Source organism: Trinickia symbiotica (assembly GCF_003028655.1).
GTDB classification, from domain to species: domain Bacteria; phylum Pseudomonadota; class Gammaproteobacteria; order Burkholderiales; family Burkholderiaceae; genus Trinickia; species Trinickia symbiotica_A.
In genome coordinates this window covers 39,411-61,159 of sequence record NZ_PYUC01000004.1, presented here as the reverse complement: position 1 = coordinate 61,159, position 21,749 = coordinate 39,411, and the positions used below count along the sequence as shown (strand labels likewise).

At 64.6% G+C, this 21,749-nt stretch carries 20 protein-coding genes and 1 pseudogene; 9 read left to right on the top strand and 12 right to left on the bottom strand.

Annotation, left to right across the window (positions count from 1 at the left end):
• Positions 1 to 63 precede the first annotated feature (63 nt).
• The 4 genes from C9I57_RS08720 to C9I57_RS08705 all read left to right on the top strand — a co-directional run bounded on the left by C9I57_RS08720 (position 64) and on the right by C9I57_RS08705 (position 3,588).
• Positions 64 to 1,458, top strand: a complete 1,395-nt coding sequence (locus C9I57_RS08720) for a DUF3426 domain-containing protein (protein WP_107150244.1) — start codon at positions 64 to 66, stop codon at positions 1,456 to 1,458.
• Between the two features lie 86 nt (positions 1,459 to 1,544).
• Positions 1,545 to 2,045, top strand: a complete 501-nt coding sequence (tpx, locus tag C9I57_RS08715) for a thiol peroxidase (protein ID WP_107150243.1) — start codon at positions 1,545 to 1,547, stop codon at positions 2,043 to 2,045.
• A gap of 88 nt (positions 2,046 to 2,133) precedes the next feature.
• Positions 2,134 to 3,072, top strand: a complete 939-nt coding sequence (locus C9I57_RS08710; RefSeq protein ID WP_107150242.1) for a carbohydrate kinase family protein — start codon at positions 2,134 to 2,136, stop codon at positions 3,070 to 3,072.
• Between the two features lie 39 nt (positions 3,073 to 3,111).
• A complete protein-coding gene (locus C9I57_RS08705) occupies positions 3,112 to 3,588 on the top strand; it encodes a glycine zipper 2TM domain-containing protein (protein ID WP_018439853.1) in 477 nt (158 codons plus the stop codon).
• A 96-nt stretch (positions 3,589 to 3,684) separates the two neighbouring features.
• On the opposite strand, the gene C9I57_RS08700 is transcribed toward C9I57_RS08705, so the two are convergent.
• The 7 genes and pseudogenes from C9I57_RS08700 to C9I57_RS08670 form a co-directional block, all read right to left on the bottom strand.
• Positions 3,685 to 4,263, bottom strand: a complete 579-nt coding sequence (locus C9I57_RS08700) for a histone H1-like DNA-binding protein (RefSeq protein WP_107150241.1) — start codon at positions 4,261 to 4,263, stop codon at positions 3,685 to 3,687.
• 25 nt (positions 4,264 to 4,288) lie between these two features.
• Positions 4,289 to 4,625: pseudogene (locus tag C9I57_RS33595) on the bottom strand (hypothetical protein).
• Positions 4,626 to 4,707: 82 nt separating this feature from the next.
• Complete coding sequence (locus C9I57_RS08690; protein WP_107150239.1) at positions 4,708 to 5,940, bottom strand: ribonucleotide-diphosphate reductase subunit beta; 1,233 nt, start codon at positions 5,938 to 5,940, stop codon at positions 4,708 to 4,710.
• A gap of 286 nt (positions 5,941 to 6,226) precedes the next feature.
• Complete coding sequence (locus C9I57_RS08685; RefSeq protein ID WP_107150238.1) at positions 6,227 to 9,220, bottom strand: ribonucleoside-diphosphate reductase subunit alpha; 2,994 nt, start codon at positions 9,218 to 9,220, stop codon at positions 6,227 to 6,229.
• A gap of 477 nt (positions 9,221 to 9,697) precedes the next feature.
• A complete protein-coding gene (gene ampD / locus C9I57_RS08680) occupies positions 9,698 to 10,312 on the bottom strand; it encodes a 1,6-anhydro-N-acetylmuramyl-L-alanine amidase AmpD (protein ID WP_107150237.1) in 615 nt (204 codons plus the stop codon).
• Positions 10,312 to 10,620: a PP0621 family protein gene (locus tag C9I57_RS08675; RefSeq protein ID WP_107150236.1), complete on the bottom strand. Its 309-nt coding sequence runs from the start codon at positions 10,618 to 10,620 to the stop codon at positions 10,312 to 10,314. Before C9I57_RS08675 ends, ampD begins: the two co-directional genes overlap by 1 nt.
• Before the next feature lie 29 nt (positions 10,621 to 10,649).
• Entirely contained in the window at positions 10,650 to 11,576 is a 927-nt protein-coding gene (locus tag C9I57_RS08670) for a cytochrome C assembly family protein (protein ID WP_107150235.1), read from the bottom strand.
• An 85-nt stretch (positions 11,577 to 11,661) separates the two neighbouring features.
• Between C9I57_RS08670 and ffh the strand changes: the two genes are divergently transcribed.
• Positions 11,662 to 13,029 carry a signal recognition particle protein gene (gene ffh / locus C9I57_RS08665; protein WP_107150234.1) on the top strand — a complete coding sequence of 456 codons (1,368 nt, stop codon included), beginning with the start codon at positions 11,662 to 11,664 and terminating at the stop codon, positions 13,027 to 13,029.
• A gap of 117 nt (positions 13,030 to 13,146) precedes the next feature.
• Positions 13,147 to 13,698 (top strand): hypoxanthine-guanine phosphoribosyltransferase, encoded by a 552-nt coding sequence (locus C9I57_RS08660; RefSeq protein ID WP_107150233.1) that lies wholly within the window; start codon positions 13,147 to 13,149, stop codon positions 13,696 to 13,698.
• 46 nt (positions 13,699 to 13,744) lie between these two features.
• Here the strand turns inward: C9I57_RS08660 and C9I57_RS08655 are convergent, their stop codons facing one another.
• Positions 13,745 to 15,511, bottom strand: coding sequence for a proline--tRNA ligase (locus tag C9I57_RS08655; protein WP_107150232.1), 1,767 nt, complete (start codon positions 15,509 to 15,511; stop codon positions 13,745 to 13,747).
• A 256-nt stretch (positions 15,512 to 15,767) separates the two neighbouring features.
• Here C9I57_RS08655 and C9I57_RS08645 point away from each other — a divergent pair, with 256 nt between their 5' ends.
• Together C9I57_RS08645 and C9I57_RS08640 are read left to right on the top strand one after the other, a co-directional pair.
• The gene (locus C9I57_RS08645) at positions 15,768 to 16,454 is read left to right on the top strand and encodes an RNA pyrophosphohydrolase (RefSeq protein WP_107150230.1); all 687 of its coding nucleotides are present in this window, start codon (positions 15,768 to 15,770) and stop codon (positions 16,452 to 16,454) included.
• 85 nt (positions 16,455 to 16,539) lie between these two features.
• Positions 16,540 to 17,118, top strand: coding sequence for a CNP1-like family protein (locus C9I57_RS08640; protein ID WP_018439839.1), 579 nt, complete (start codon positions 16,540 to 16,542; stop codon positions 17,116 to 17,118).
• 33 nt (positions 17,119 to 17,151) lie between these two features.
• Here C9I57_RS08640 and proB read toward each other — a convergent pair whose 3' ends face one another.
• From proB to rplU, 4 genes are all read right to left on the bottom strand, one after another.
• The gene (gene proB, locus C9I57_RS08635; protein ID WP_107150229.1) at positions 17,152 to 18,270 is read right to left on the bottom strand and encodes a glutamate 5-kinase; all 1,119 of its coding nucleotides are present in this window, start codon (positions 18,268 to 18,270) and stop codon (positions 17,152 to 17,154) included.
• Between the two features lie 132 nt (positions 18,271 to 18,402).
• The gene (gene cgtA, locus C9I57_RS08630) at positions 18,403 to 19,518 is read right to left on the bottom strand and encodes an Obg family GTPase CgtA (protein ID WP_107150228.1); all 1,116 of its coding nucleotides are present in this window, start codon (positions 19,516 to 19,518) and stop codon (positions 18,403 to 18,405) included.
• 189 nt (positions 19,519 to 19,707) lie between these two features.
• On the bottom strand, positions 19,708 to 19,971 hold the full coding sequence (rpmA, locus tag C9I57_RS08625; RefSeq protein ID WP_018443584.1) for a 50S ribosomal protein L27: 264 nt from the start codon (positions 19,969 to 19,971) through the stop codon (positions 19,708 to 19,710).
• Positions 19,972 to 19,995: 24 nt separating this feature from the next.
• Positions 19,996 to 20,307 carry a 50S ribosomal protein L21 gene (gene rplU, locus C9I57_RS08620; protein ID WP_018443583.1) on the bottom strand — a complete coding sequence of 104 codons (312 nt, stop codon included), beginning with the start codon at positions 20,305 to 20,307 and terminating at the stop codon, positions 19,996 to 19,998.
• Positions 20,308 to 20,729: 422 nt separating this feature from the next.
• On the opposite strand from rplU, the gene C9I57_RS08615 reads away from it, so the two are divergent.
• Positions 20,730 to 21,722 carry a polyprenyl synthetase family protein gene (locus tag C9I57_RS08615; protein ID WP_026230209.1) on the top strand — a complete coding sequence of 331 codons (993 nt, stop codon included), beginning with the start codon at positions 20,730 to 20,732 and terminating at the stop codon, positions 21,720 to 21,722.
• The last annotated feature ends 27 nt before the right edge of the window (positions 21,723 to 21,749 follow it).

Genomic DNA, 21,749 nt, shown 5'->3' with positions numbered 1-21,749 from the left:
AAACTTTAGAATAGAGCGTATCGATCCACCCTGCGCCCACCGCGGCCAGTTCGCGTGCCCACTATGGTCCTTGCCACCCGCTGCCCTCACTGCGAAACCGTCTTCCGCGTACAGGACGCACAGCTTGCCCGTACGCGCGGACGCGTGCGCTGCGGGCAATGCAATGAAGTGTTCGATGCGTTGCAGAATCTGCTCGATCCAAGCGCCGCATCGACGATAGACTTCGGCGCGCGCGATCAGGGCCGCCAGCAGGGCGCATCGAGCGCGGCACCGGCGGCGTCCGGGGCCGCGCCGATCGATCGCATAAACGGCGCGCCCCGCGCATTCACGGCGCAGCCTGCCGAACGCGAGGCTCGCGAAGAGGCTGCTGCCGAACAAGCCGAGCCGACGGTTCAGCCTCCGCCCTCGACGTTCGCCGACATCGTGGCCGACGAGTTGCGCGAGCCGACGCTCGCGTCACCCCTAGCTGCCGAGCCGACAGCTAAAGCACCGCCTGCGCCCAGCGCGCCGGAAGCTCCGCAAACCTTGCGCCCCCCGAAGGAATCGGCGGTATCGACGGAACCGAAGCAAGCACGAGCCCCGAGCGCGATGGGTGCGCCGGCCCACGCTGAGCGCATGCAGGCGACGGCCGGCGCCGCAGCCCCCCCGGCCGCGCCCACAGCGGCGGTTTCAGCCGCTGCGGCCGCGTCGCCTGCTCCGACCGAGCGTGAACCGGTGGCCAGCGAGTCTGACTCGCATTCAAAACCTCGCGACGAACGCGACGAGGAACCGAAGCTCTCGCTCGGCGACGCGCCGGCCGCTAGTTGGCGTACGGAGCGCGAACCGCGAGAGCCGCGCTTTTCCGTGCCGCCGGCGGAACCGCTGATGCCCCCGCCCGCGAGCGCTCGCCCCGCCGGTGTGCCGCCATTGGCGGCACAAGCTGAAGAGCACTCGCGTCCTTTCGAGGTAACGCGCGAGCCCCGCGCCGGTGCGCCGCGCTATGCGTGGCTGCGCGTCGTCGGCGCGTTCGTATCGCTCGTGCTCGTCGTGCTGCTCGCGGCGCAAGTCACCTGGTGGCGCCGCGAAACGGTCATGGTTTATTGGCCGTCGTCGCAGTCGCTCTTTGCCGACGTGTGCACGTATCTCGGCTGCCAGATCTCGCCACCGCGCGACATCGACGGCCTGCAAGTGGAAGCGTCCGATCTTCGCCAGATCGACGGGCCGCATCGGCTCGAGCTGCGCGTGCCGCTGCGCAACCGCTATAACATCGCACTGGCCTACCCTGCCATCGAGCTGACGCTGTTCGACGAGAAGAATGAAATCGCGATTCGCCGTGTGCTCTGGCCGCAAGACTACGCGCCGCCGGGCACGCCGATCGCGGCGGGCCTGCCGCCGCACACGACGCAGACGATGATCGTCAGGCTCGATAGCGGCAACGCCGTCGCCACGAACTTTCGCGTGCAGATCTTTTATCCGTAGCAATCGCGGGCGCGTCTCGTCACCGGTTCGGCCGCGCCCATTCCCTCGCATCCGCGACAACCCGAAACGAATTTCCGGAGCACAACATGAGTCAAGTCACGCTGGGTGGCAATCCGATCGAAGTCGGCGGCACCTTTCCGTCGGCCGGCCAAAAGGCGCCCGAGTTCTCGCTCGTCGGCAAGGATCTCAAGCCGCTTACGCTCGCCGACTTTGCCGGCAAGCGCAAAGTGCTGAACATCGTGCCGAGCCTCGATACCCCGACTTGCGCGACCTCGACGCGCAAGTTCAACCAGGCGGCAGCGAACCTGACGAACACGGTCGTCATCGTGGTCTCGGGCGATCTGCCGTTTGCCGCGTCGCGCTTTTGCACGACTGAGGGCATCGAGAACGTCGTCACGGCGTCGACGTTCCGCGGCCGCGAGTTCGCGAAGGCGTACGGCGTCGATGTCACGAGCGGACCGCTCACCGGCCTCACGGCGCGCGCCGTCGTCGTGCTCGACGAGAACGACAAGGTGCTGCACGCCGAACTCGTGAGCGAGATCAAGAACGAGCCGAACTACGACGCGGCGCTCGCTGCACTCAAGTAACGGCCAGGCACATCGCGAAGACGCCGCGCCCACGAGCGCGGCGCTTTTACATCCGCTACCAACAATCCCGACCAGAGGAACCTTCGCCGTGGCTACGCTGATTTGCGGCTCGCTCGCCTACGACAACATCATGACCTTCCAGGGCCGGTTTCGCGACCACATTCTGCCCGAGCAGGTCCACATTCTGAACGTCAGCTTTCTCGTGCCGACGATGCGCCGCGAGTTCGGCGGATGCGCCGGCAACATCGCGTACGCGCTGAACCTGCTCGGCGGCGACGCGCGAATCATGGCGACGCTCGGATCGATGGATGCACAGCCGTATCTCGACCGCTTCGACCATCTCGGCCTCGCGAAGGACCACGTCCTCGTCGTGCCCGATACCTATTCGGCGCAGGCGATGATCACGACCGATCTGGACAACAACCAGATCACGGCATTTCACCCGGGCGCGATGATGCAGTCGCATCTGAACCGCGCGGACGAAGCATCCGGCATTACCCTTGCCATCGTCGCGCCGGACGGCTACGAAGGTATGGTCCAACACACGGAAAAGCTCGCGGCGGCTGGCGTGCCGTTCATCTTCGATCCGGGTCAAGGCCTGCCGCTCTTTACGGGCGAAGCGCTGCGCCGCGCGATTGAACTTGCCGATTACGTCGCGGTCAACGACTACGAAGCGAAGCTCGTCAGCAACAAGACCGGCTGGTCGCTCGAGGAGATCGCCAGCCACGTCGACGCGCTCGTCGTCACGTACGGCGAAAACGGGGCCCATATTCACCACGCGGGCCGGTGCGAGGAGATTCCGGCCGTCGCGCCCGCGCGCGTCGTCGACCCGACGGGCTGCGGCGACGCCTTTCGCGGCGGCCTGCTCCACGGTATCGAAAACGGCATGGACTGGGCCACGACGGGCCGCTTGGCAAGCCTCATGGGCTCGCTCAAAATCGAGCACGCCGGTCCGCAAACCTATGCGCCCTCTCGCGATGAAATCGACACGCGGTTCGCCGAGGCATTCGGCTATAGCCTGCGGTAAACCGCAACCACAGTGCCACTGGAGTAGGAGTAAAAGAAAATGAAGACATCGGCTCGTCTGGCGCTCGCCGCGATGCTCGCCGGCATGCTGGCGGTAACAGGGTGCGCCTATAACAGCAGTTCCGCGGACGTCTACAACGCCGATCAGGCGCAGCGCGAAGCGACCGTCCGTATGGGTACGATCGAGAGCGTGCGCGCGGTGACGATCGTCTCTAACAACGGCCAGCCAAGCGGGCTCGGCGCACTCGGCGGCGGCGCCGTCGGCGCGGTGGCGGGCAGCACGATCGGCGGTGGCAAGGGCTCGATCCTGACGGCCATCGTCGGCGGCCTCGCGGGCGCGGTCGCGGGTAACGCGATCGAAAACGGCGTCGCGAAGAAGAACGGCGTCGAAATCACGGTGCGTCTCGACAACGGAGACTTGCGCGCAATTACGCAAGCGGCGACGGGCGAGGTCTTCCAGGCCGGCGAACGCGTTCGCCTGCTATCGAGCGGCGGCGTGACGCGCGTCACGCATTGACGCGTTGCGGATGAAAAAACCCCGCCGCCGATAACACCGGCGGCGGGGCTTCGATCAACGAGTGGGCGCAAAGCGCCGCACTCGCGACGACAGCGCTTACGGACGGCTGCCGGTCGGGAAGGGCCAAGCCGCAGCGGGGTTGAGCGTCGACTTGGGAGCCGTGCTCGAGGTAACCGCGGGAGCCGCGGGAGCCGCAGGCGCAGCGGGGGCAGCAGGCGCAGCCTTCTTCGCGGCAGCCTTTTTCGCAGGGGCAGCCTTCTTCGCAGGCGCGGCCTTCTTGGCAGCAGCCTTCTTCGCAGGCGCGGCCTTCTTCGCGGCAGCCTTCTTCGCAGGCGCGGCCTTTTTGGCAGCAGCCTTCTTCGCGGGCGCAGCCTTCTTCGCCGCAACCTTCTTAGCGGCTGCCTTCTTGGCCGGAGCTGCCTTCTTCGCGGCGACCTTCTTCGTCGCGACCTTCTTCGCGGCTGCCTTCTTGGCCGGGGCTGCCTTCTTCGCCGCAACCTTCTTCACGGCGGTCTTCTTGGCCGCAACCTTCTTCACGGCGACCTTCTTCGCTGCAACCTTCTTGGCCGGAGCGGCTTTCTTCGCTGCAACCTTCTTCACCGCAACCTTCTTCGCCGCGGTTTTCTTGGCCGGAGCGGCTTTCTTCGCGGCGGGTTTCTTCTTGGCAGTTGCCATTGTTTTCTCCTTCAGGTTTCGATAGTCAGATTGAACTACACCCTTCTTCAAAACCCGCTTCCCGCTGCGCACCGGTCAGGGCGCGCGCTGCGAAGCGGGCTATTCATCGGCGTACGCGAATGCAACGCGCTTACGCTAATGAATGCGGTAAGGCGTGCGGCACCGTCGGGTGCAGCACGCCAGATCGAGTCGGCAGCCAAGCGCATCGCGCTTGCGCCTGCCGGAATTCGCTTGAGCCGAGCCGATGGCGGCAGGGCCTCGGCCACCGGTTTTTTCGGGGGGTAGTTCGCCCATCCCACTGAAGGGTTCGCAAAGTGCCTGTCATGTTTTTGGGCGGTCCTGCCGCCGGGCACGCTTTGCATCAGGCGTTTTTGCTCCTAGTCCTGCGCGCCGCGGCCTGTGCCGCGGCGACCCCATCCATTTCGTTCGCGATGCACGCCGTCCTCATTCCCAGGACAGCGCACCGCCGGTCTGATACTCGATGACTCGCGTCTCGAAGAAGTTGCGCTCCTTCTTCAAGTCGATCATTTCACTCATCCACGGGAACGGATTCTCTTCGTTCGGGAACAGCGGGTCGAGTCCGATCTGCTGGCAACGGCGGTTGCAGATGAAGCGCAGATAGCTTTTGAACATCGACGCATTGAGCCCCAGCACGCCGCGCGGCATCGTGTCCTCCGCGTAGCGATACTCGAGATCGACCGCGTGGCGGAACAGTCCGCGGATTTCCTCGCGAAATTCGGACGTCCACAGATGCGGGTTCTCGAGCTTGATCTGGTTGATGAGGTCGATGCCGAAATTGCAGTGCATCGACTCGTCGCGCAGGATGTACTGGTACTGTTCCGCCGCGCCGGTCATCTTGTTCTGCCGGCCGAGTGCGAGAATTTGCGTAAACCCGACATAGAAGAACAGTCCCTCCATCACGCATGCGAACACGATCAGCGACTTCAGGAGCTTCTGGTCCGCTTCGAGCGTGCCGGTCTTGAAGGCAGGATCGGTCAGCGTATGGATGAACGGAATCAGGAATTCGTCTTTCTCACGGATCGACTTGACCTCGTGATAGGCGTTGAAGATCTCGCCTTCGTCGAGACCGAGCGACTCGACGATGTACTGGTAGGCATGGGTATGGATCGCCTCTTCGAACGCCTGGCGCAGCAGGAACTGCCGGCACTCGGGCGCCGTGATGTGCCGGTAGGTGCCGAGCACGATGTTGTTCGCGGCGAGCGAGTCGGCCGTCACGAAGAAGCCGAGGTTGCGCTTGACGATGCGACGCTCGTCTTCCGTGAGCCCGTTCGGGTCCTTCCAGAGCGCGATGTCGCGGGACATGTTGATTTCCTGCGGCATCCAGTGGTTCGCGCAGCCGGCCAGGTACTTCTCCCACGCCCACTTGTACTTGAACGGTACGAGTTGGTTGACGTCCGTGCGGCCGTTGATGATCCGCTTGTCGGCGACGTTCACGCGCGCTTCGGCGGCGGGCGCCTCGCTCGCGCGCACCGGCTGCTCCACATAAGGGGCAACGGCCACGTCGCCCGCGAAGATGTCTTGCGCCACCGGAGCATGCGTCGCGCGGTGCGTCGCTGCTTGCGCTCCGACAGCCGACCCCGCGGGGTTGCGCAACGCATTCGATTGCGAACCGCTCGAGGGAGTTACGGCAGTCGTCTCGTCATCCCAGTTGAGCATAAATTCTCACCATCAATTTAGATCGGTTTGTACCATCTTTTCACGAGCGATAAAAGGGTTCGCTCATGAAAATCGCTCTTTTCGTTTGACGCTGCAACGTGCATACAACACTTTGATCGCAGCTTCGTTCGATCGACGTCGTCGAGTGTGCGAGCAATGCGAGTCGATCATGCTCGTTCATGCGGTCGAGTGACCTCGAAGCCACCCCTCATCGAGGGCTCGCGATTGCTCGAGTCATGCGCCGCGCATCGCGCACGGCGCACGACTTCATCTCGCGCGTCAGCCGTTACTGGCAGGCCTCGCATTCGTCGAAGCCCGGGTCGCCCGGACGCAGCATGCAAACTGGACCGTCGGCTTCGGGCGCCGCGGCCGCGGCCGGCGCTGCGTTGAAGCCGCTCGCGCTGCCTGTCACGCCGCCCGCGCCACCTACTGCGCCAAAGCCGCCGGCCGCTCCGCCACCCTGGCCGCCAACGCCGCCTTCATTCGTCGGCACCGCATTGAGCGCGCCATGCGCCACCGTCGATTTCTCGACGTGCGTCGCCGCCATCGTGCGCAGGTAGTAGGTCGTCTTGAGACCGCGCAGCCAGGCAAGCTTGTAGACCTCATCGAGCTTCTTGCCCGATGCGCCCGCCATGTAGATGTTGAGCGACTGGGCCTGGTCGATCCACTTCTGGCGACGCGAGGCCGCCTCGACGAGCCACTTGGGATCGACCTCGAACGCCGTCGCATAGATCGCGCGCAGGTCGGCCGGCACTCGATCGATGCGCGAGAGCGAGCCGTCGAAGTACTTCAGGTCGGCGACCATCACTTCGTCCCAGAGCCCGCGCGCCTTCAAGTCGCGCACGAGGTAGTCGTTCACGACCGTGAATTCGCCCGACAGATTCGACTTCACGTAGAGGTTCTGGAACGTCGGCTCGATGCAGGCGGAGACGCCGATGATGTTCGAGATCGTCGCCGTCGGCGCGATCGCGATGCAGTTCGAGTTGCGCATGCCGTGCGTGGCGATGCGCGCGCGCAACGACGCCCAGTCCATCGCCTCGCTGGCGTCGACCTCCACGTAGCCGCCACGCGCCTCCTCGAGGAGCTTCAGCGTGTCCTGCGGGAGGATGCCGCGGTCCCAGAGCGAGCCGCGGTAGCTCGAATAGCGGCCGCGCTCCTCGGCGAGCTCCGTCGACGCGTAGTAAGCGTAGTAGCAGACCGCTTCCATCGAACGGTCGGCGAACTCGACGGCGGCGTCCGACGCGTACGGCGTGCGCAGCAGGTGCAGGCAGTCCTGGAAGCCCATGATGCCCATCCCGACGGGACGGTGCTTGAGGTTCGAGTTGCGCGCCTTCGAGACGGCGTAATAGTTGATGTCGATGACGTTATCGAGCATGCGCATCGCCACGCTGATCGTCCGCTTCAGCTTGTCGTGGTCGAGCGTGTAGCTGCCGTCGGCCGCTTTGACCATGTGCGCGACGAGGTTGACCGAGCCGAGGTTGCAGACCGCGATCTCGGTGTCGCTCGTGTTCAGCGTGATTTCCGTGCAAAGGTTCGACGAATGGACGACGCCGACGTGCTGCTGCGGCGAGCGCACGTTGCAGGGATCCTTGAACGTGATCCACGGGTGCCCCGTCTCGAACAGCATGCCGAGCATCTTGCGCCAGAGCTGCTGCGCCGGGATCTTCTTGAACAGCTTGATCTCGCCACGGGCCGCCTTGTCTTCGTAGGCCGTGTAAGCCGCCTCGAACTCGGCGCCGAACTTGTCGTGCAGATCGGGGCACGTCGACGGCGAGAAGAGCGTCCACTCGCCGGCTTCCATGACCCGCTTCATGAAGAGGTCGGGAATCCAGTTCGCCGTATTCATGTCGTGCGTGCGGCGGCGGTCGTCGCCTGTGTTCTTGCGCAGCTCGAGGAACTCCTCGATGTCGAGGTGCCACGTCTCGAGGTAGGCACAGACGGCGCCCTTGCGCTTGCCGCCCTGGTTGACTGCGACGGCCGTGTCGTTGACGACCTTCAGGAACGGCACGACGCCCTGCGACTTGCCGTTGGTGCCCTTGATGTGCGAGCCGAGCGCGCGCACGCGCGTCCAGTCGTTGCCGAGGCCGCCCGCGAACTTCGAGAGCAGCGCGTTTTCCTTCAGTGCCTCGTAGATGCCGTCCAGATCGTCGGCGACCGTCGTCAGGTAGCACGACGAGAGCTGCGAGCGGCGCGTGCCCGAGTTGAAGAGCGTCGGCGTCGAGCTCATGAAGTCGAACGTCGAGAGCACGTTGTAGAACTCGATCGCCCGGGCCTCGCGGTCGATTTCGTTGAGCGCGAGGCCCATCGCGACCCGCATGAAGAATGCCTGCGGCATTTCGATGCGGGTACCTTCGACGTGCAGGAAATAGCGATCGTAGAGCGTCTGCAGGCCGAGGTAGCCGAACTGCAGGTCGCGGCTCGCGTCGAGCGCCGCGCCGAGGCGCTTCAGGTCGAATTGCAACAGTTTCTCGTCGAGCAGCTCGGCCTCGACGCCGCGCTTCACGAACTGCGGGAAGTACTCGACATAGCGCTCGGCCATCTCGTGCTGCGTCACCTCTTCGCCGAGGATCTCGCGCCGGATCGTGTGCAGCAGGATGCGCGCCGTCACCTGGCTGTAAGCCGGGTCCTTCTCGATCATCGTGCGCGCCGCGAGGATGGCCGAATCGTAGACCTGGCTCATCGGCACGCCGTCGTAGAGGTTCTTGACCGTCTCGGCGACGATCGGCTCCGCGCTCACGGCGTCGCCGAGATGCTCGCAAGCCGATTCGATGAGCGCCGAGAGCGCCCGCATGTCGAGCGGACGCGTCACGCCGTTGTCGACGACGTTCAAGCCGGGCGCTTGCCCCGCCTCTTCATGGTCCTGCGCGCGTTCCTGATTGCGCTTCTCGCGGTAGAGCACATAGGCGCGCGCGACGTTGTGCTCGCCGCCGCGCATCAGCGCGAGCTCGACCTGATCCTGGATGTCTTCGATATGAAACGTGCCGCCGTTCGGCCGGCTGCGCACGAGCGCACGGACGACGTTCTGCGTGAGTTGCTCGACGAGCTCGCGCACGCGCGCCGACGCGGCACCCTGCCCGCCGTTCACAGCGAGAAACGCCTTCGTCATCGCGATGGCGACCTTGGACGGCTCGAACGACACGACGCTGCCATTACGGCGAATCACCTTGTAATCCGCGAACGTCGCTTGCGGCGCAAGCGCATTCGCGGAGGCTGCGGCACCGACGGCGCGGCCCAACGGCGCGCTCTCGTGCTGGCTCGTCATGTTGTCGGTCGTTTGCATATGCAAAGCTCCTGATCTCTGATTTGCGGACAACCCGCGGATTGGAACAACCGCCGCGCCACCCCGAGCGCGAACGATGAGGTGCGGAGAAAGAAGAGACGCAATTCGGCTGCCAGATCTGGCAATGCGTGATGGACGATGGCTTTCGTCATTTCTTCTTGCAGGTTTCCTGCGTCCTTTTCCCCGAAGGCCAAGGCGTCGGACCTGTTGCCCACGCCTTCGGCCCGCATCTTTCGTGACGCCTTCGCATACCGCGGCGCCCCGCCCGATTCGGGGCGCCGCCGGCGTCTCGACACAACATCTAGTGAGTTTGTGTAACGTTGATACCAAGTATAGTAGACCCAATTGGCCTAGCCAAAAGGTTTATTTGCGGTCGAACCCTTGACTTTTCGTCAGTCGAGACCGGGCAAGGACTTGGCCCGAACGCAAGAGGCGGCGCGGCTTTCCGGGCACGGAGCAAACCGCGCATACGTTTGCTCAACGATGTCGATAGGGGAAATACCGATCGGCGAGTCCGGCCTCGCGCGCGAGCCGGGGCCAATCGAAAAACGGACCGGGGTCCGTCTTGCGGCCGGGCGCGATGTCCGAGTGTCCGGCGAGCGCCTCGATCGGATAGCAGGCGACGAGTGTCCTCACGAGCGCTGCGAGCGTGCTGTACTGCTCGGACTCGAACGAGACGTGATCGGTGCCCTCGAGTTCGATGCCGATGGAGAAGTCGTTGCAACGTTCCCGGCCGAAAAAGCTCGAGGCGCCCGCGTGCCAGGCGCGCGCGTCGCACGAGACGAACTGCTCGAGCGCCCCGTCTCGGCGGATCAGAAAATGGGACGACACGCGCAGGTCGCGCAGATGGGCGTCGTAGTAAGGGTGCGCCGAGCAATCGAGGCGATTCTGAAACAGCTCGCCGATCGCTTCGCCGCCGAACTCGCCGGGCGGCAGACTGATGTTGTGAACGACGATGAGCATCGGCACGGTGCCCTCGGGGCGCGCTTCGAAGTTCGGCGATGGCAGCGCGCGCGCACCGCGCACCCAGCCGTCGCCGCCGATCACCCACTCCCGCGCCGGCACCCGTGGGCGATGCGGACTTTCGTTCATCACCGCGCCGCGCGCGCCGCATGACGGCGGGCGTGCTCCGCGCAGCAGAAATACTGCCCCTCGGCGAAGAGCGACTCGCTCTTCGGCGCATGCACGCCGCAGGCCGCGCAGCGCACGACCGGCTCCGCGAGAGAGCGGGCGGCTTGCGCCGACCGCGAGCCGAACGGGCCTCGTCGATCGGTCCGCGGCCCGCCTGTGGACGCACTGCCGTTCGCGCCCGACGCCCTGGCGGCTTCGGCCGCGCGAATCGTCTTCATGAGCCAACGTCCGACGAAGACGAGCAGAATGAGAAGGAGAAGTTGTCGCATAGAGGAAACGCGAGCGCGTTGCCGGAAGATTAGACGACGGGGCGGTGCAGCAGCACCTCGAAGACGAAGCGGCTGCCGACGTATGCGAGCAGCAGCGCGACGAACGACGCGAGCACCCAGCGCAGCGCGGCGCGGCCTCGCCAACCCGAAATTTTGCGCGCCGTGAGCAGCGCGCCGAACATGAGCCACGAGAGGATCGCGAAGACGGTCTTGTGATCGAACGTCAGCGCGCGCGCCTTCAATTGCTCGCTGAAAAGCGCGCCCGAAAGCAGCGTCAGCGTCAGCAGCGCGAACCCGGCGCCGATCATCCTGAAGAGCAGTTTCTCGAGCGTCAATAGCGGCGGCAATGTATCGAGCCAGCCCGCGATCCAGCCGGCAGCAGGCCTGCGCTCGAGCGCGCCGCGCAGCGCATGGAGACGTCGCTCGGCGAAGAGCATCAGCACCGCGTGCAGCGCGGCAATCGCGAAAAGCCCGTAAGCCATGTTCGCGATGATGAAATGCAGCTTGAAGAGCGGCGCGGCCGCGTAAGGAAGCACGCGCACGCCCCCGAACGCGAGGGGCAGCAGCGACGCGACGCAGGCGAGCGGCAGCACGAGCAGGCGCAGCCCGTCGAGCGGCAGAAAGAAACTTTCGATCCAATAGATGCCGGACCCGAGCCAGAACATGGCCGAGAGCGCGAACGCGAAGCCGAACACCATCGCGTCGTGCGGGAAGATCGTCATGTGCAGCAGCACGCCGTGCGCGACGAGCGCAACGAAGAGCAACACGCGGCCCGGTGCCGTCATGCCCGAAGCCGCCGCGAGCGCGGGCGCCGCCGGCACGGGCGGCACGCTCGAGAACATGCCGTGCCGCTGCGCGTCGAGCCCCCCCGTCGCGGCCACCCAGCAGGCGCGCCACGCCGCCACGGCGAGGCCGCCGTAAAGGAGCGCGGTAAGGGCATACAGTACAATGTCCATATTCCCGAGTTTACACTAGTCATTTGCGCGCGCCTGGCTGGCCAAGCGCGCCCGCGACGCTCTCTTTCTCTTTCGCCCGCTTCCCATGCTCGACACTCTTACCCAACGGATGGCGCGCGTCGTCAAGACGCTGCGCGGCGAAGCCCGACTCACCGAAGCGAATACGCAGGAAATGCTGCGCGAAGTGCGCCTCGCCCTGCTCGAAGCCGACGTCGCCCTGCCCGTCGTCCGCGATTTCATCGCCAAGGTCAAGGAAAAGGCGGTCGGCGAGGAAGTGCTCGGCAGCTTGTCGCCTGGGCAAGCGCTCGTCGGCGTCGTACAGCGCGAGCTGACCGCCGTGATCGGCGGCGACTATGAAGGCCGCGCCGCGGAGCTCGATCTTGCCGTCACCCCGCCCGCGGTCATCTTGATGACGGGCCTGCAAGGCGCAGGCAAGACGACGACAGTCGGCAAGCTCGCGAAGCTGCTGCGCGAGAAGTACAAGAAGAAGGTGCTGACCGTGTCGTGCGACGTCTATCGCCCGGCCGCCATCGCGCAGCTCAAGACGGTCACCGAGCAGGTCGGCGCCGACTTTTTCCCGTCGCAGCCGGATCAGAAACCGGTCGATATCGCCGTCGCCGCCGTTGACTGGGGGAAGCGCCACTATCACGACGTGCTGATCGTCGATACGGCCGGGCGGCTCGGCATCGACGAGGCGATGATGCAGGAAATCGCCGCGCTGCATGCGGCGCTGAAGCCAGCCGAAACACTCTTCGTCGTCGACGCGATGCTCGGCCAGGACGCCGTCAACACCGCGAAAGCGTTCAACGACGCGCTGCCGCTGACGGGCGTCGTGCTGACGAAGCTCGACGGCGATTCGCGCGGCGGCGCGGCGCTGTCCGTGCGGCACGTCACGGGCAAGCCGATCAAATTCGTCGGCGTGGCCGAGAAGCTCGACGGGCTCGAGATTTTCTATCCGGACCGCATGGCGAACCGGATCCTCGGCATGGGCGACATCCTCGCGCTCGTCGAGGAAGCGCAGCGCAACGTCGACGTAAAGGCCGCGCAAAAGCTCGCCGAGAAGGTCAAGAAAGGCGGCGACTTCGACCTCAACGATTTCCGCGCGCAGCTCTCGCAGATGAAGAACATGGGCGGTCTCTCGACGCTCATGGACAAGCTGCCCGCGCAGTTTCAGCAAGCGGCGGCCGGCGCCGACATGAGCCAGGCGGAAAAGCAGATGCGCCGCATGGAAGGGATCATCAACTCGATGACGCCGGCCGAGCGCGCGAAGCCCGAGCTCATCAAGGCGACGCGCAAGCGCCGCATCGCCGCGGGCGCGGGCGTGCAGGTGCAGGAGGTCAACCGGATGCTCAATCAATACGAGCAGATGCGCACGATGATGAAAAAGCTCAAAGGCGGGAACCTGCAAAAGATGATGCGCGGCATGAAAGGCATGCTGCCGGGGATGCGCTAAGCGCGGCGCACGGCGCACGGCGGTGGTGGCCGCCGCGCTTAGTTGTCGTTCTTTCCTTGCGCCGAGCCACTCACAGCGCTATCACACTATATATATTGTCACTGCCCGCTGATGACCATGAATCGAGAAGAAGCTCTCCAGATCTTCCGCCATTCGGAAGAAATCGTATCGGCCGCCGATGTCGAGGCGTCGATCTCGCGTATGGCGCAAGCCATCCGCGCGGAGATGAGCGAAGCGTTCCCGCTCCTGCTCTCCGTGATGGGCGGCGCGGCCGTGTTCACGGGCATGCTCTTGCCGCGCCTCGACTTCCCGCTCGAGTTCGACTACATCCATCTGACGCGCTACCGCAACAGCACCCAAGGCAGCAAGGAAATGCAGTGGCGCGTGGCGCCGGCCGAATCGGTCAAAGACCGCATCGTGCTCGTGCTCGACGACATTCTCGATGAGGGGGAGACGATGGCGGCCATTCGCGATCGCATCCTCGCGATGGGAGCGAAGCGCTTCCTCTCGGCGGTGCTCTGCGAGAAAAAGCTCAACAAGGAAAAGCCGCTCTACCCGGACTTCCGAGGCTTCGAGGTGCCCGATCGCTATGTGTTCGGCTGCGGCATGGATGCGAAGGGCTACTGGCGCAATCTGCCGGCGATCCGCGCGCTGACGGACGATCTGTAACGGCGAGCGCCCCGCGCGGGCGCACGCCTTGCCGCCGGACGAGGGACTACACCTCGACCGGCCGATTCGCCGCTACTCCACCCTCGAGTCCTTCCTGAATCCGCGCACGGGCGAACGCGGCCGCTTCGCCGGTCGGCACGAGCGTCGGCTCGGTGTCGCGGCGGCCCTGATACTCGATCTTGCCATCCTTCAAGCCGCGCTCGCCAATGACGAGCCGATGCGGAACGCCGATCAGCTCCCAGTCGGCGAACATCACGCCGGGCCGCTCGCCACGATCGTCGAGGATCACGTCGACGCCGGCTTCCACGAGTTGCGCATAGAGCTTGTCGGCTGCTTCACGTACGGCGTCGCTGCGATCGTAGCCCATCGGGCAAAGGACGATCTCGAAAGGCGCGATCGCTTCGGGCCAGATAATGCCGCGCTCGTCGTAGTTCTGCTCGATAGCGGCGCCGAGAATGCGCGTGATGCCGATGCCGTAGCAACCCATCATCATCGACTGCGGCTTGCCAGTTTCGTCGAGGAACGTCGCGCCCATCGCATCGGAGTACTTCGTGCCGAGCTGGAAGACGTGGCCGACTTCGATGCCGCGGCAAATGTCGAGCGTGCCCTTGCCGTCCGGCGACGGGTCGCCCGGCCGCACGTTGCGGATATCGGCGACGGTCGGCTCGGGCAAATCGCGCCCCCAGTTCACGCCCGTGGTGTGATAGTCGACCTCGTTCGATCCGACGACAAAATCGCTCATGCGAGCAACGGTGCGGTCGGCGATGACCTGGACAGGCTTTTTCGTGCCGATCGGCCCGAGATAGCCGGGCGGCGTGCCGAACCACTCGACGATTTCCTGTTCGGTTGCGAAGCGGAAGTTCGTGAGGCCCGGCAGCTTGCCCGTCTTCACCTCGTTGAGCTCGTGATCGCCGCGCAGCATCAGCAGCCAGATCGTCGGCTCGGCGCCTTCGTTATCGGTTGCGAGCACGATCGACTTGATCGTTCGCTCGAGCGGAATGTTCAAGTAGTCCGCCACGGCCTCGCATTTGGCCTTGCCCGGCGTCGCCGTCTTCTTCATGGGCTCGCTCGGTGCGGCGCGCTCGGCGATGAGCGGCAATGCCTCGGCAGCCTCGACGTTGGCGGCGAAATCCGAGTTCGGGCAGTAGGCGATATCGTCCTCGCCCGTCGCCGCGATCACGTGGAATTCTTGCGAGCGATTGCCCCCGATCGCGCCGCTATCGGCCGTCACGGCGCGAAATTCGAGGCCGATTCGCGTGAAGATGCGCACGTAGGCGTCGAACATCTTGCGGTACGACTCTTCGAGCCCGGCCTGGTCCTTGTCGAACGAGTACGCATCTTTCATCGTGAACTCGCGGCCGCGCATCACGCCGAACCGAGGACGGATCTCGTCGCGGAACTTCGTCTGAATCTGATAGAAGTTCACCGGCAGTTGCCGGTAGCTCTTGATCTGATTGCGCGCGATGTCGGTCACGACCTCCTCGTGCGTCGGCCCCATCACGAAGTCGCTTTCCTTGCGGTCCTTGAAACGCAGCAGCTCGGGGCCGTACTGGGTCCAACGCCCCGACTCCTGCCAGAGCTCCGCCGGCTGCACGGCCGGCATCAAAACTTCGAGCGCCCCCGCCCGATTCATTTCTTCACGTACGATGGCTTCGACCTTGCGTATCGAGCGCAACCCGACCGGCAAATAGGAGTAGATGCCGCCAGCGACGCGCCGGATCATGCCGGCGCGCACCATGAGCTTGTGACTGACGACTTCGGCGTCGGCGGGCGCTTCCTTGAGGGTGCCGATAAAAAAACGGGACGCTTTCATTGAAGGATTTTCCAAAAGCAGCCGCCCCGGAAGGGGCGGCCGAAAGAGGGAACGAGCGGACTCGGCGTTGGCGGCGTTTTTCCCGAAGAAGGCGCCGCACCCCGCTTCGGGTGCCGCGGCCATTCGTCGGACAAACCGCCCATCGCGCCACGCGCGAGCCGTGCGGCGACGCCGACCGGTCCTGCCGGATGCCGGTGCCAAAGGCTCGTTATCTGTTTATAATCAAGACAATTTTAAAGGATTCGAAGGTGGTTGTATGCTGGATCGCGAAGGCTTTCGCCCGAACGTCGGCATCATCCTCTTGAACGCGCACAACGAGGTGTTTTGGGGCAAGCGGCTACGTGAACATTCCTGGCAGTTTCCGCAAGGGGGCATCAAGTACGGAGAGACCCCTCTGCAAGCGATGTATCGGGAGTTACACGAGGAAACCGGCTTGCTTCCCGAGCATGTCAAGATCATCGGTCGCACGCGCGACTGGCTGCGTTACGAGGTGCCGGACAAGTTCATCAAGCGCGAAGTACGTGGGCACTATCGCGGCCAGAAACAGATTTGGTTCTTGCTGCGGATGCTGGGTCGCGACTGCGACATCTGCCTGCGTGCCACCGATCACCCGGAGTTCGATGCCTGGCGCTGGAACGATTACTGGGTGCCGCTCGATTGTGTGATCGAGTTCAAGCGGGATGTCTATCAATTGGCGCTGACCGAGCTGTCGAGGTACCTGCGCCGCCCCGCGCCGCGTCACGGACAGAACGGACACGGGCATCGCGAAGGCGCCGGCTCGCGTTACGGCCGGCGGTCTCCGTGCGCACCGTGCCCGCCCGAGGGCGAGCACGATGAGCGCACAATGGCCGCGGGCACTATCGCGTCGGTCGAGCAGGAAGGGGCGAGTCCACCGGACGCGCCCTGCTCGGAAACGTCGACGATTCTCATCTTGCCCGAGTGACGAAGGGCCGATCATTACTGAACGCCGCGAACGGACGCTATTATTCGGTTCTCCGAATATCGCGCCCGTTTCTCGAGGACATCAATTGAAAGCAACGACTCTCGCGGCGGCAAGCCTCGTTTGCGCAGCCGCTGGCGCGCTCCTCGCCGGCTGCTCGCATACGCCCGCCAACCCCACGCCGAGCTCGAACAAGGACGACAGCGTCTTCACCTATCTGCTTGATCGCCAGGGGAACTGGACGGAAAACAAGGTCGACCAACTGCCGCCGCTGCCGCAGCAATCGAATCTGCTCCCATTCGACGTCTCGCAGAACACGCCGCTCAAGTTCGCCGTCGATGCCAAATCGGTCGATGTCGGCTCGGACGGCGTCGTGCGGTACACGGTCGTCGTGACGAGCCCGTCGGGCGCGCGCAACGTCAATTACCAGGGCATCCGCTGCGATACCTACGAATGGCGGCAATACGCCGGACTGAACGCCGATCACGACGGCTGGGATCGCGACGTCGCGACGAGCTGGACGCGGATCGAGAACGGCAACCTGAATGCCTATCAGGCCGCGCTCTACCAAGATTATTTCTGCGATAACAAGATGCCGGCCGCGCCGACCAAGACGATCGTCAACAACCTTCGCCTCGGCCGCACGCTGTCGTCGGCGATTCACTGAGCGGGCTTGCCGCCGCGCTGGCGGCGGCGTGCGTCAGACGAGGACGAGATTGTCGCGGTGAATGAGCTCCGGTTCGAGCATGTAGCCGAGGACCGCTTCGATCTCGCCGCTCGGCTTGCGATGGATGAGCTTCGCTTCGGCGCTGCTGTAGTTCGTGAGCCCGCGGGCCACCTCGCGGCCGGAGACGCTCAGGCAGGCGATGACCTCGCCGCGCGCGAACTGCCCATGGACGTCGACGACGCCGATCGGCAGCAAGCTTTTGCCGCCGGCCGTGAGCTTCTCGACGGCGCCATCGTCGATGACGACATGGCCGCGCACCTGCAGATGATCGGCCATCCACTGCTTGCGCGCCGCGAGGCGCGCCGTGCGAGCAATGAGCTGCGTGCCGATTGCCTCGCCCGCCGCGAGCCGCACGAGCACATCCGGCGCGCGTCCACTTGCGATCACCGTATTGGCGCCGCTGCCGGCCGCTCGCTTGGCCGCGAGGATTTTCGTGAGCATGCCGCCGCGGCCGATGCTCGTGCCCGCGCCGCCCGCCATCGCCTCCAGCTCAGGCGCGCCCGCATCGGCCTCGCGGACGAGTTCCGCGCCCGGATGCTTGCGCGGATCGCCCGTAAAAAGCCCCTGCTGATCGGTGAGAATGATGAGCGCGTCGCCTTCGATGAGGTTCGCGACGAGCGCGCCGAGCGTGTCGTTGTCGCCGAACTTGATTTCGTCGGTGACGACGGTGTCGTTTTCATTGATGATCGGCACGACGCCCAGCGACAGTAGCGTCAGCAGCGTCGAGCGAGCGTTGAGATAGCGCTCGCGGTCGGCCAGATCGGCATGCGTGAGCAAAATCTGAGCGGTACGGATGCCATGCTCGGCGAAGCGGCTTTCATAGACTTGCGCGAGCCCCATCTGCCCGACGGCGGCAGCGGCTTGCAGCTCGTCGATTTCACGCGGACGCTTGACCCAGCCGAGCCGCTGCATTCCCTCGGCGATCGCGCCCGAGCTCACGAGCACGACCTCCTTTCCCTCATCGCGCAGCTTCGCGATCTGGAGCGCCCAGCGCCCGATCGCAGCTTGATCGAGGCCGCGGCCGTCGTTCGTCACGAGACTGGACCCCACTTTCACCACCAGGCGTTTCGAATCCGCGATGACAGAGCGCATCGTGCAAAAGTCTCCTTGATTGACCCTTTGGCGCTTGAGCCGCCCTGCGCTGTGACCGCGTGGGCACGGCAAAGCAACAACTAACCGCTTTCTCGCCGGCCGCTTCCGGCACGCGAGACCGCGCGGGGCATGTTACGCCCGCGGCGGCGGTGCGTCGCTTGGCGAACCTGGCGCCGCGGCTTCGCGAAAGCGCACGTCGGCGGCAAGGTCCTCCGCCTGCTCGGCGCGATGCGCGTCCGAATGCTCCGCAAGATAGTCGTAGACCGCGTAGCAAAGATTCTCGCAGCCGAGGCCAGTCAGCGCCGAGACCTCGAAAACGGGCCCGTCCCACTCGAAGCGCTTGACGAAGTCAGCCACGCGCGCCTCGCGCTCGTCCTCGGGCACCATGTCGAGTTTATTCAGCACGAGCCAGCGCGGCTTGCGGTAAAGCGCCTCGTCGTACTTGCGCAGCTCGCCGACGATCGCCTTGGCTTCGGCGACAGGATCGACACTCTCGTCGAACGGAGCAAGGTCGACGAGATGCAGCAGCAGGCCCGTGCGCTGCAAGTGCCGCAGGAACTGATGCCCGAGTCCGGCGCCTTCGGCCGCCCCTTCGATCAGACCCGGAATATCCGCAATGACGAAGCTTTTGCTGGGGCCGACGCGCACGACACCGAGGTTCGGGGCGAGGGTCGTAAACGGATAGTCGGCGATCTTTGGCTTCGCATTCGAGACCGACGAAATGAACGTCGATTTGCCCGCATTGGGCATGCCGAGCAAGCCCACATCGGCGAGCACCTTCAATTCGAGACGCAGCATGCGACGCTCGCCAGGCTTGCCGTCCGTCTTCTGGCGCGGCGCGCGGTTCGTGCTCGACTTGAAATGCAGGTTGCCCAGGCCGCCCGCGCCGCCCTTTGCGATCAGCACGGTCTGCTCGTGCTCGGTCAGATCGGCGATCAGCTCGCCCGTGTCGAGATCCGCGATGACCGTGCCGACGGGCATGCGCAGGACGATATCGTCGCCGCCCTTGCCGTAGCAATCGGAACCCCGGCCGTTTTCGCCGTTGCGGGCCTGATGCTTTTTCGCATAGCGGTAGTCGATGAGCGTGTTGATGTTGCGATCCGCAACGGCGTAGACGCTGCCGCCACGGCCGCCGTCGCCGCCGTCCGGCCCACCGAACGGAACGAACTTTTCGCGGCGCATCGACGCGCTGCCGTCGCCGCCGTCGCCGGCGATCACTTCGATCCGCGCTTCGTCAATGAACTTCATTTGTCGCTCCGTCCCATATTTCCGCTATTTTGCCGCGCCCGGCGCATGACCGCCACGATACGCCCGCGGCGCGCGTGCTTCTGCGTACGCTTTCGCACGGCGCAAAGCGCAGCGGCCCCAGCAATGAAAAAGGCCCCGCCAACTACGCGGGGCCCTTCTTTCGGTTGTCGCACCCGTGCCGAATCGACTTCAGGCCGCGGCGGGGATGACTACGACCGTGTGCTTCTTGTCGATGCCTTTCGTCGTGAACTTGACGTGACCGTCGACGAGCGCGAACAGCGTATGGTCCTTGCCCATGCCGACATTCTCGCCCGCGTGCATGCGCGTGCCGCGCTGACGCACGATGATGCCACCCGCGTTGATCGCCTGGCCGCCGTAGACCTTCACACCGAGGCGTTTCGACTCGGAGTCGCGGCCGTTGCGGGAAGACCCGCCTGCCTTTTTGTGTGCCATCTGATTGCTCCTTGACCCGTGCGCTTACGCGTTGATCGCGTCGATGCGCAGTTCGGTGTAGTTCTGGCGGTGGCCAGCGTGCTTCTGGTAGTGCTTCCGGCGACGCATCTTGAAGATCGTCACTTTGGGATGCCGACCGTGGGATACGACGGTAGCTTTGACGGAAGCCCCACTGACCAGTGGCGTACCGAATTGGATCGATTCGCCTTCGCCCACTGCGAGAACCTGGTCGAGCGTGATTTCAGCGTCAATGTCTGCCGGTATCTGTTCTACTTTCAATTTTTCGCCGACGGCAACCTTGTATTGCTTGCCACCGGTTTTTATGACCGCGTACATTGAGAACCTCACTCTGTTGTCTGCCGCCGCATCTTCGCTTCCTCGAGCTTCGCGAATCTGCTTCCAGACTCCGCAGCCTGATGCTCCGATCGGAAGACGGTGCTGCACCCGACGGGCGGCGCCCCATGCACCGTGCATGGGAAACACGTGATTATACATAGGCTTAGCTGCGCGGTCAAAAACTTGCTGGCTGTCGTCAACTGCGCGTCGATTGTCGATACACCCCCGAATTTCGAAGCAATGTTCCGTCGCGGCGATTCTTCACACCGTTTCGACCCCGCGCGCGATCCGCATGGATTTCGCGCCGAAGCCAATGCGGGCACATCGGCCGGCATCGGTTTCACGCCGCCGGCGTCGCCCTGCGATCCGTCGGACCCGGTGATAAGCCTTTATAATCCGCGGCACTACCCTATTTTTCCATCATGTCGTCGACTGCCACCTCTTCTCCCAGCGCCGCCAACCTGCTCGCCCCCATCACGGAGGACATGGAGCAGGTCAATCGCGTCATTCGGCAACGTTTGGCCTCGGAGGTGATGCTGATCAATCAGATCTCCGAATACATCATCGGAGCGGGCGGCAAGCGGCTGCGGCCGGCGCTGCTTCTGCTCGTGGCGCGCGCGCTCGGCGATACCACGGCCCATCGGCACGAGCTCGCGGCCGTCGTCGAGTTCATTCATACGGCGACGCTGCTGCACGACGATGTCGTCGACGAGTCGGACCTGCGGCGAGGCCGCAAGACGGCCAACGCGCTCTTCGGCAACGCGGCGAGCGTGCTCGTCGGCGATTTTCTGTACTCGCGCTCGTTCCAGATGATGGTGAGCGTCGGCAAGATGCGCATCATGGAGATTCTGTCGGAGGCGACGAACATCATCTCCGAAGGCGAGGTGCTCCAGCTGCTCAACATGCACGATGCCGATGTGGACGAAGGCCGCTATATGCAGGTGATCCGCTACAAGACGGCGAAGCTCTTCGAGGCGGCGGCGCAGCTCGGCGCGGTGCTCGCAGGCGCGGATGCGACCACGGAGGCGGCGGCGGCCGAGTTCGGCCGGCGCATCGGCACGGCGTTCCAGATCATGGATGACTGGCTCGATTACACGGGCACGGCCGAATCGATGGGAAAGAACGCCGGCGACGACCTGCGCGAAGGCAAGCCGACGCTGCCGCTCATCTATCTGATCGAGCGCGGTACTTCCGAGCAGTCGGCGCTTGCCCGGCAGGCGATCGAGCAGGGCGGCACGGATCGGTTCGAAACGATCTACGAGGCGATTACGCGCTCAGGGGCGCTCGATCACACGCTCGAGTGCGCGCGACGCGAGGCGCAGGCCGCTGCCGCGGCGATCGCCTCGTTCCCCGAGTCTGTCTACAAGGAAAGCTTGCTGGAGCTTTGCGCGTATTCGACGGCACGGCAATCGTAGGCTGGCGAAGCGGTGGCGGTTTGCCCG

Excerpts from the sequence above, each read along its gene's own strand:
- C9I57_RS08705 (WP_018439853.1), top strand. The coding sequence starts at position 3,112 with ATGAAGACATCGGCTCGTCTGGCGCTCGCCGCGATGCTCGCCGGCATG.
- C9I57_RS08690 (WP_107150239.1), bottom strand. The coding sequence starts at position 5,940 with ATGCTCAACTGGGATGACGAGACGACTGCCGTAACTCCCTCGAGCGGT.
- C9I57_RS08660 (WP_107150233.1), top strand. The coding sequence starts at position 13,147 with ATGAATCGAGAAGAAGCTCTCCAGATCTTCCGCCATTCGGAAGAAATC.
- ampD (WP_107150237.1), bottom strand. The coding sequence starts at position 10,312 with ATGAACGAAAGTCCGCATCGCCCACGGGTGCCGGCGCGGGAGTGGGTG.
- C9I57_RS08645 (WP_107150230.1), top strand. The coding sequence starts at position 15,768 with ATGCTGGATCGCGAAGGCTTTCGCCCGAACGTCGGCATCATCCTCTTG.
- C9I57_RS08675 (WP_107150236.1), bottom strand. The coding sequence starts at position 10,620 with ATGCGACAACTTCTCCTTCTCATTCTGCTCGTCTTCGTCGGACGTTGG.
- C9I57_RS08670 (WP_107150235.1), bottom strand. The coding sequence starts at position 11,576 with ATGGACATTGTACTGTATGCCCTTACCGCGCTCCTTTACGGCGGCCTC.
- C9I57_RS08685 (WP_107150238.1), bottom strand. The coding sequence starts at position 9,220 with ATGCAAACGACCGACAACATGACGAGCCAGCACGAGAGCGCGCCGTTG.
- C9I57_RS08720 (WP_107150244.1), top strand. The coding sequence starts at position 64 with ATGGTCCTTGCCACCCGCTGCCCTCACTGCGAAACCGTCTTCCGCGTA.
- C9I57_RS08655 (WP_107150232.1), bottom strand. The coding sequence starts at position 15,511 with ATGAAAGCGTCCCGTTTTTTTATCGGCACCCTCAAGGAAGCGCCCGCC.
- tpx (WP_107150243.1), top strand. The coding sequence starts at position 1,545 with ATGAGTCAAGTCACGCTGGGTGGCAATCCGATCGAAGTCGGCGGCACC.
- C9I57_RS08615 (WP_026230209.1), top strand. The coding sequence starts at position 20,730 with ATGTCGTCGACTGCCACCTCTTCTCCCAGCGCCGCCAACCTGCTCGCC.
- rpmA (WP_018443584.1), bottom strand. The coding sequence starts at position 19,971 with ATGGCACACAAAAAGGCAGGCGGGTCTTCCCGCAACGGCCGCGACTCC.
- C9I57_RS08700 (WP_107150241.1), bottom strand. The coding sequence starts at position 4,263 with ATGGCAACTGCCAAGAAGAAACCCGCCGCGAAGAAAGCCGCTCCGGCC.
- ffh (WP_107150234.1), top strand. The coding sequence starts at position 11,662 with ATGCTCGACACTCTTACCCAACGGATGGCGCGCGTCGTCAAGACGCTG.
- cgtA (WP_107150228.1), bottom strand. The coding sequence starts at position 19,518 with ATGAAGTTCATTGACGAAGCGCGGATCGAAGTGATCGCCGGCGACGGC.
- proB (WP_107150229.1), bottom strand. The coding sequence starts at position 18,270 with ATGCGCTCTGTCATCGCGGATTCGAAACGCCTGGTGGTGAAAGTGGGG.
- rplU (WP_018443583.1), bottom strand. The coding sequence starts at position 20,307 with ATGTACGCGGTCATAAAAACCGGTGGCAAGCAATACAAGGTTGCCGTC.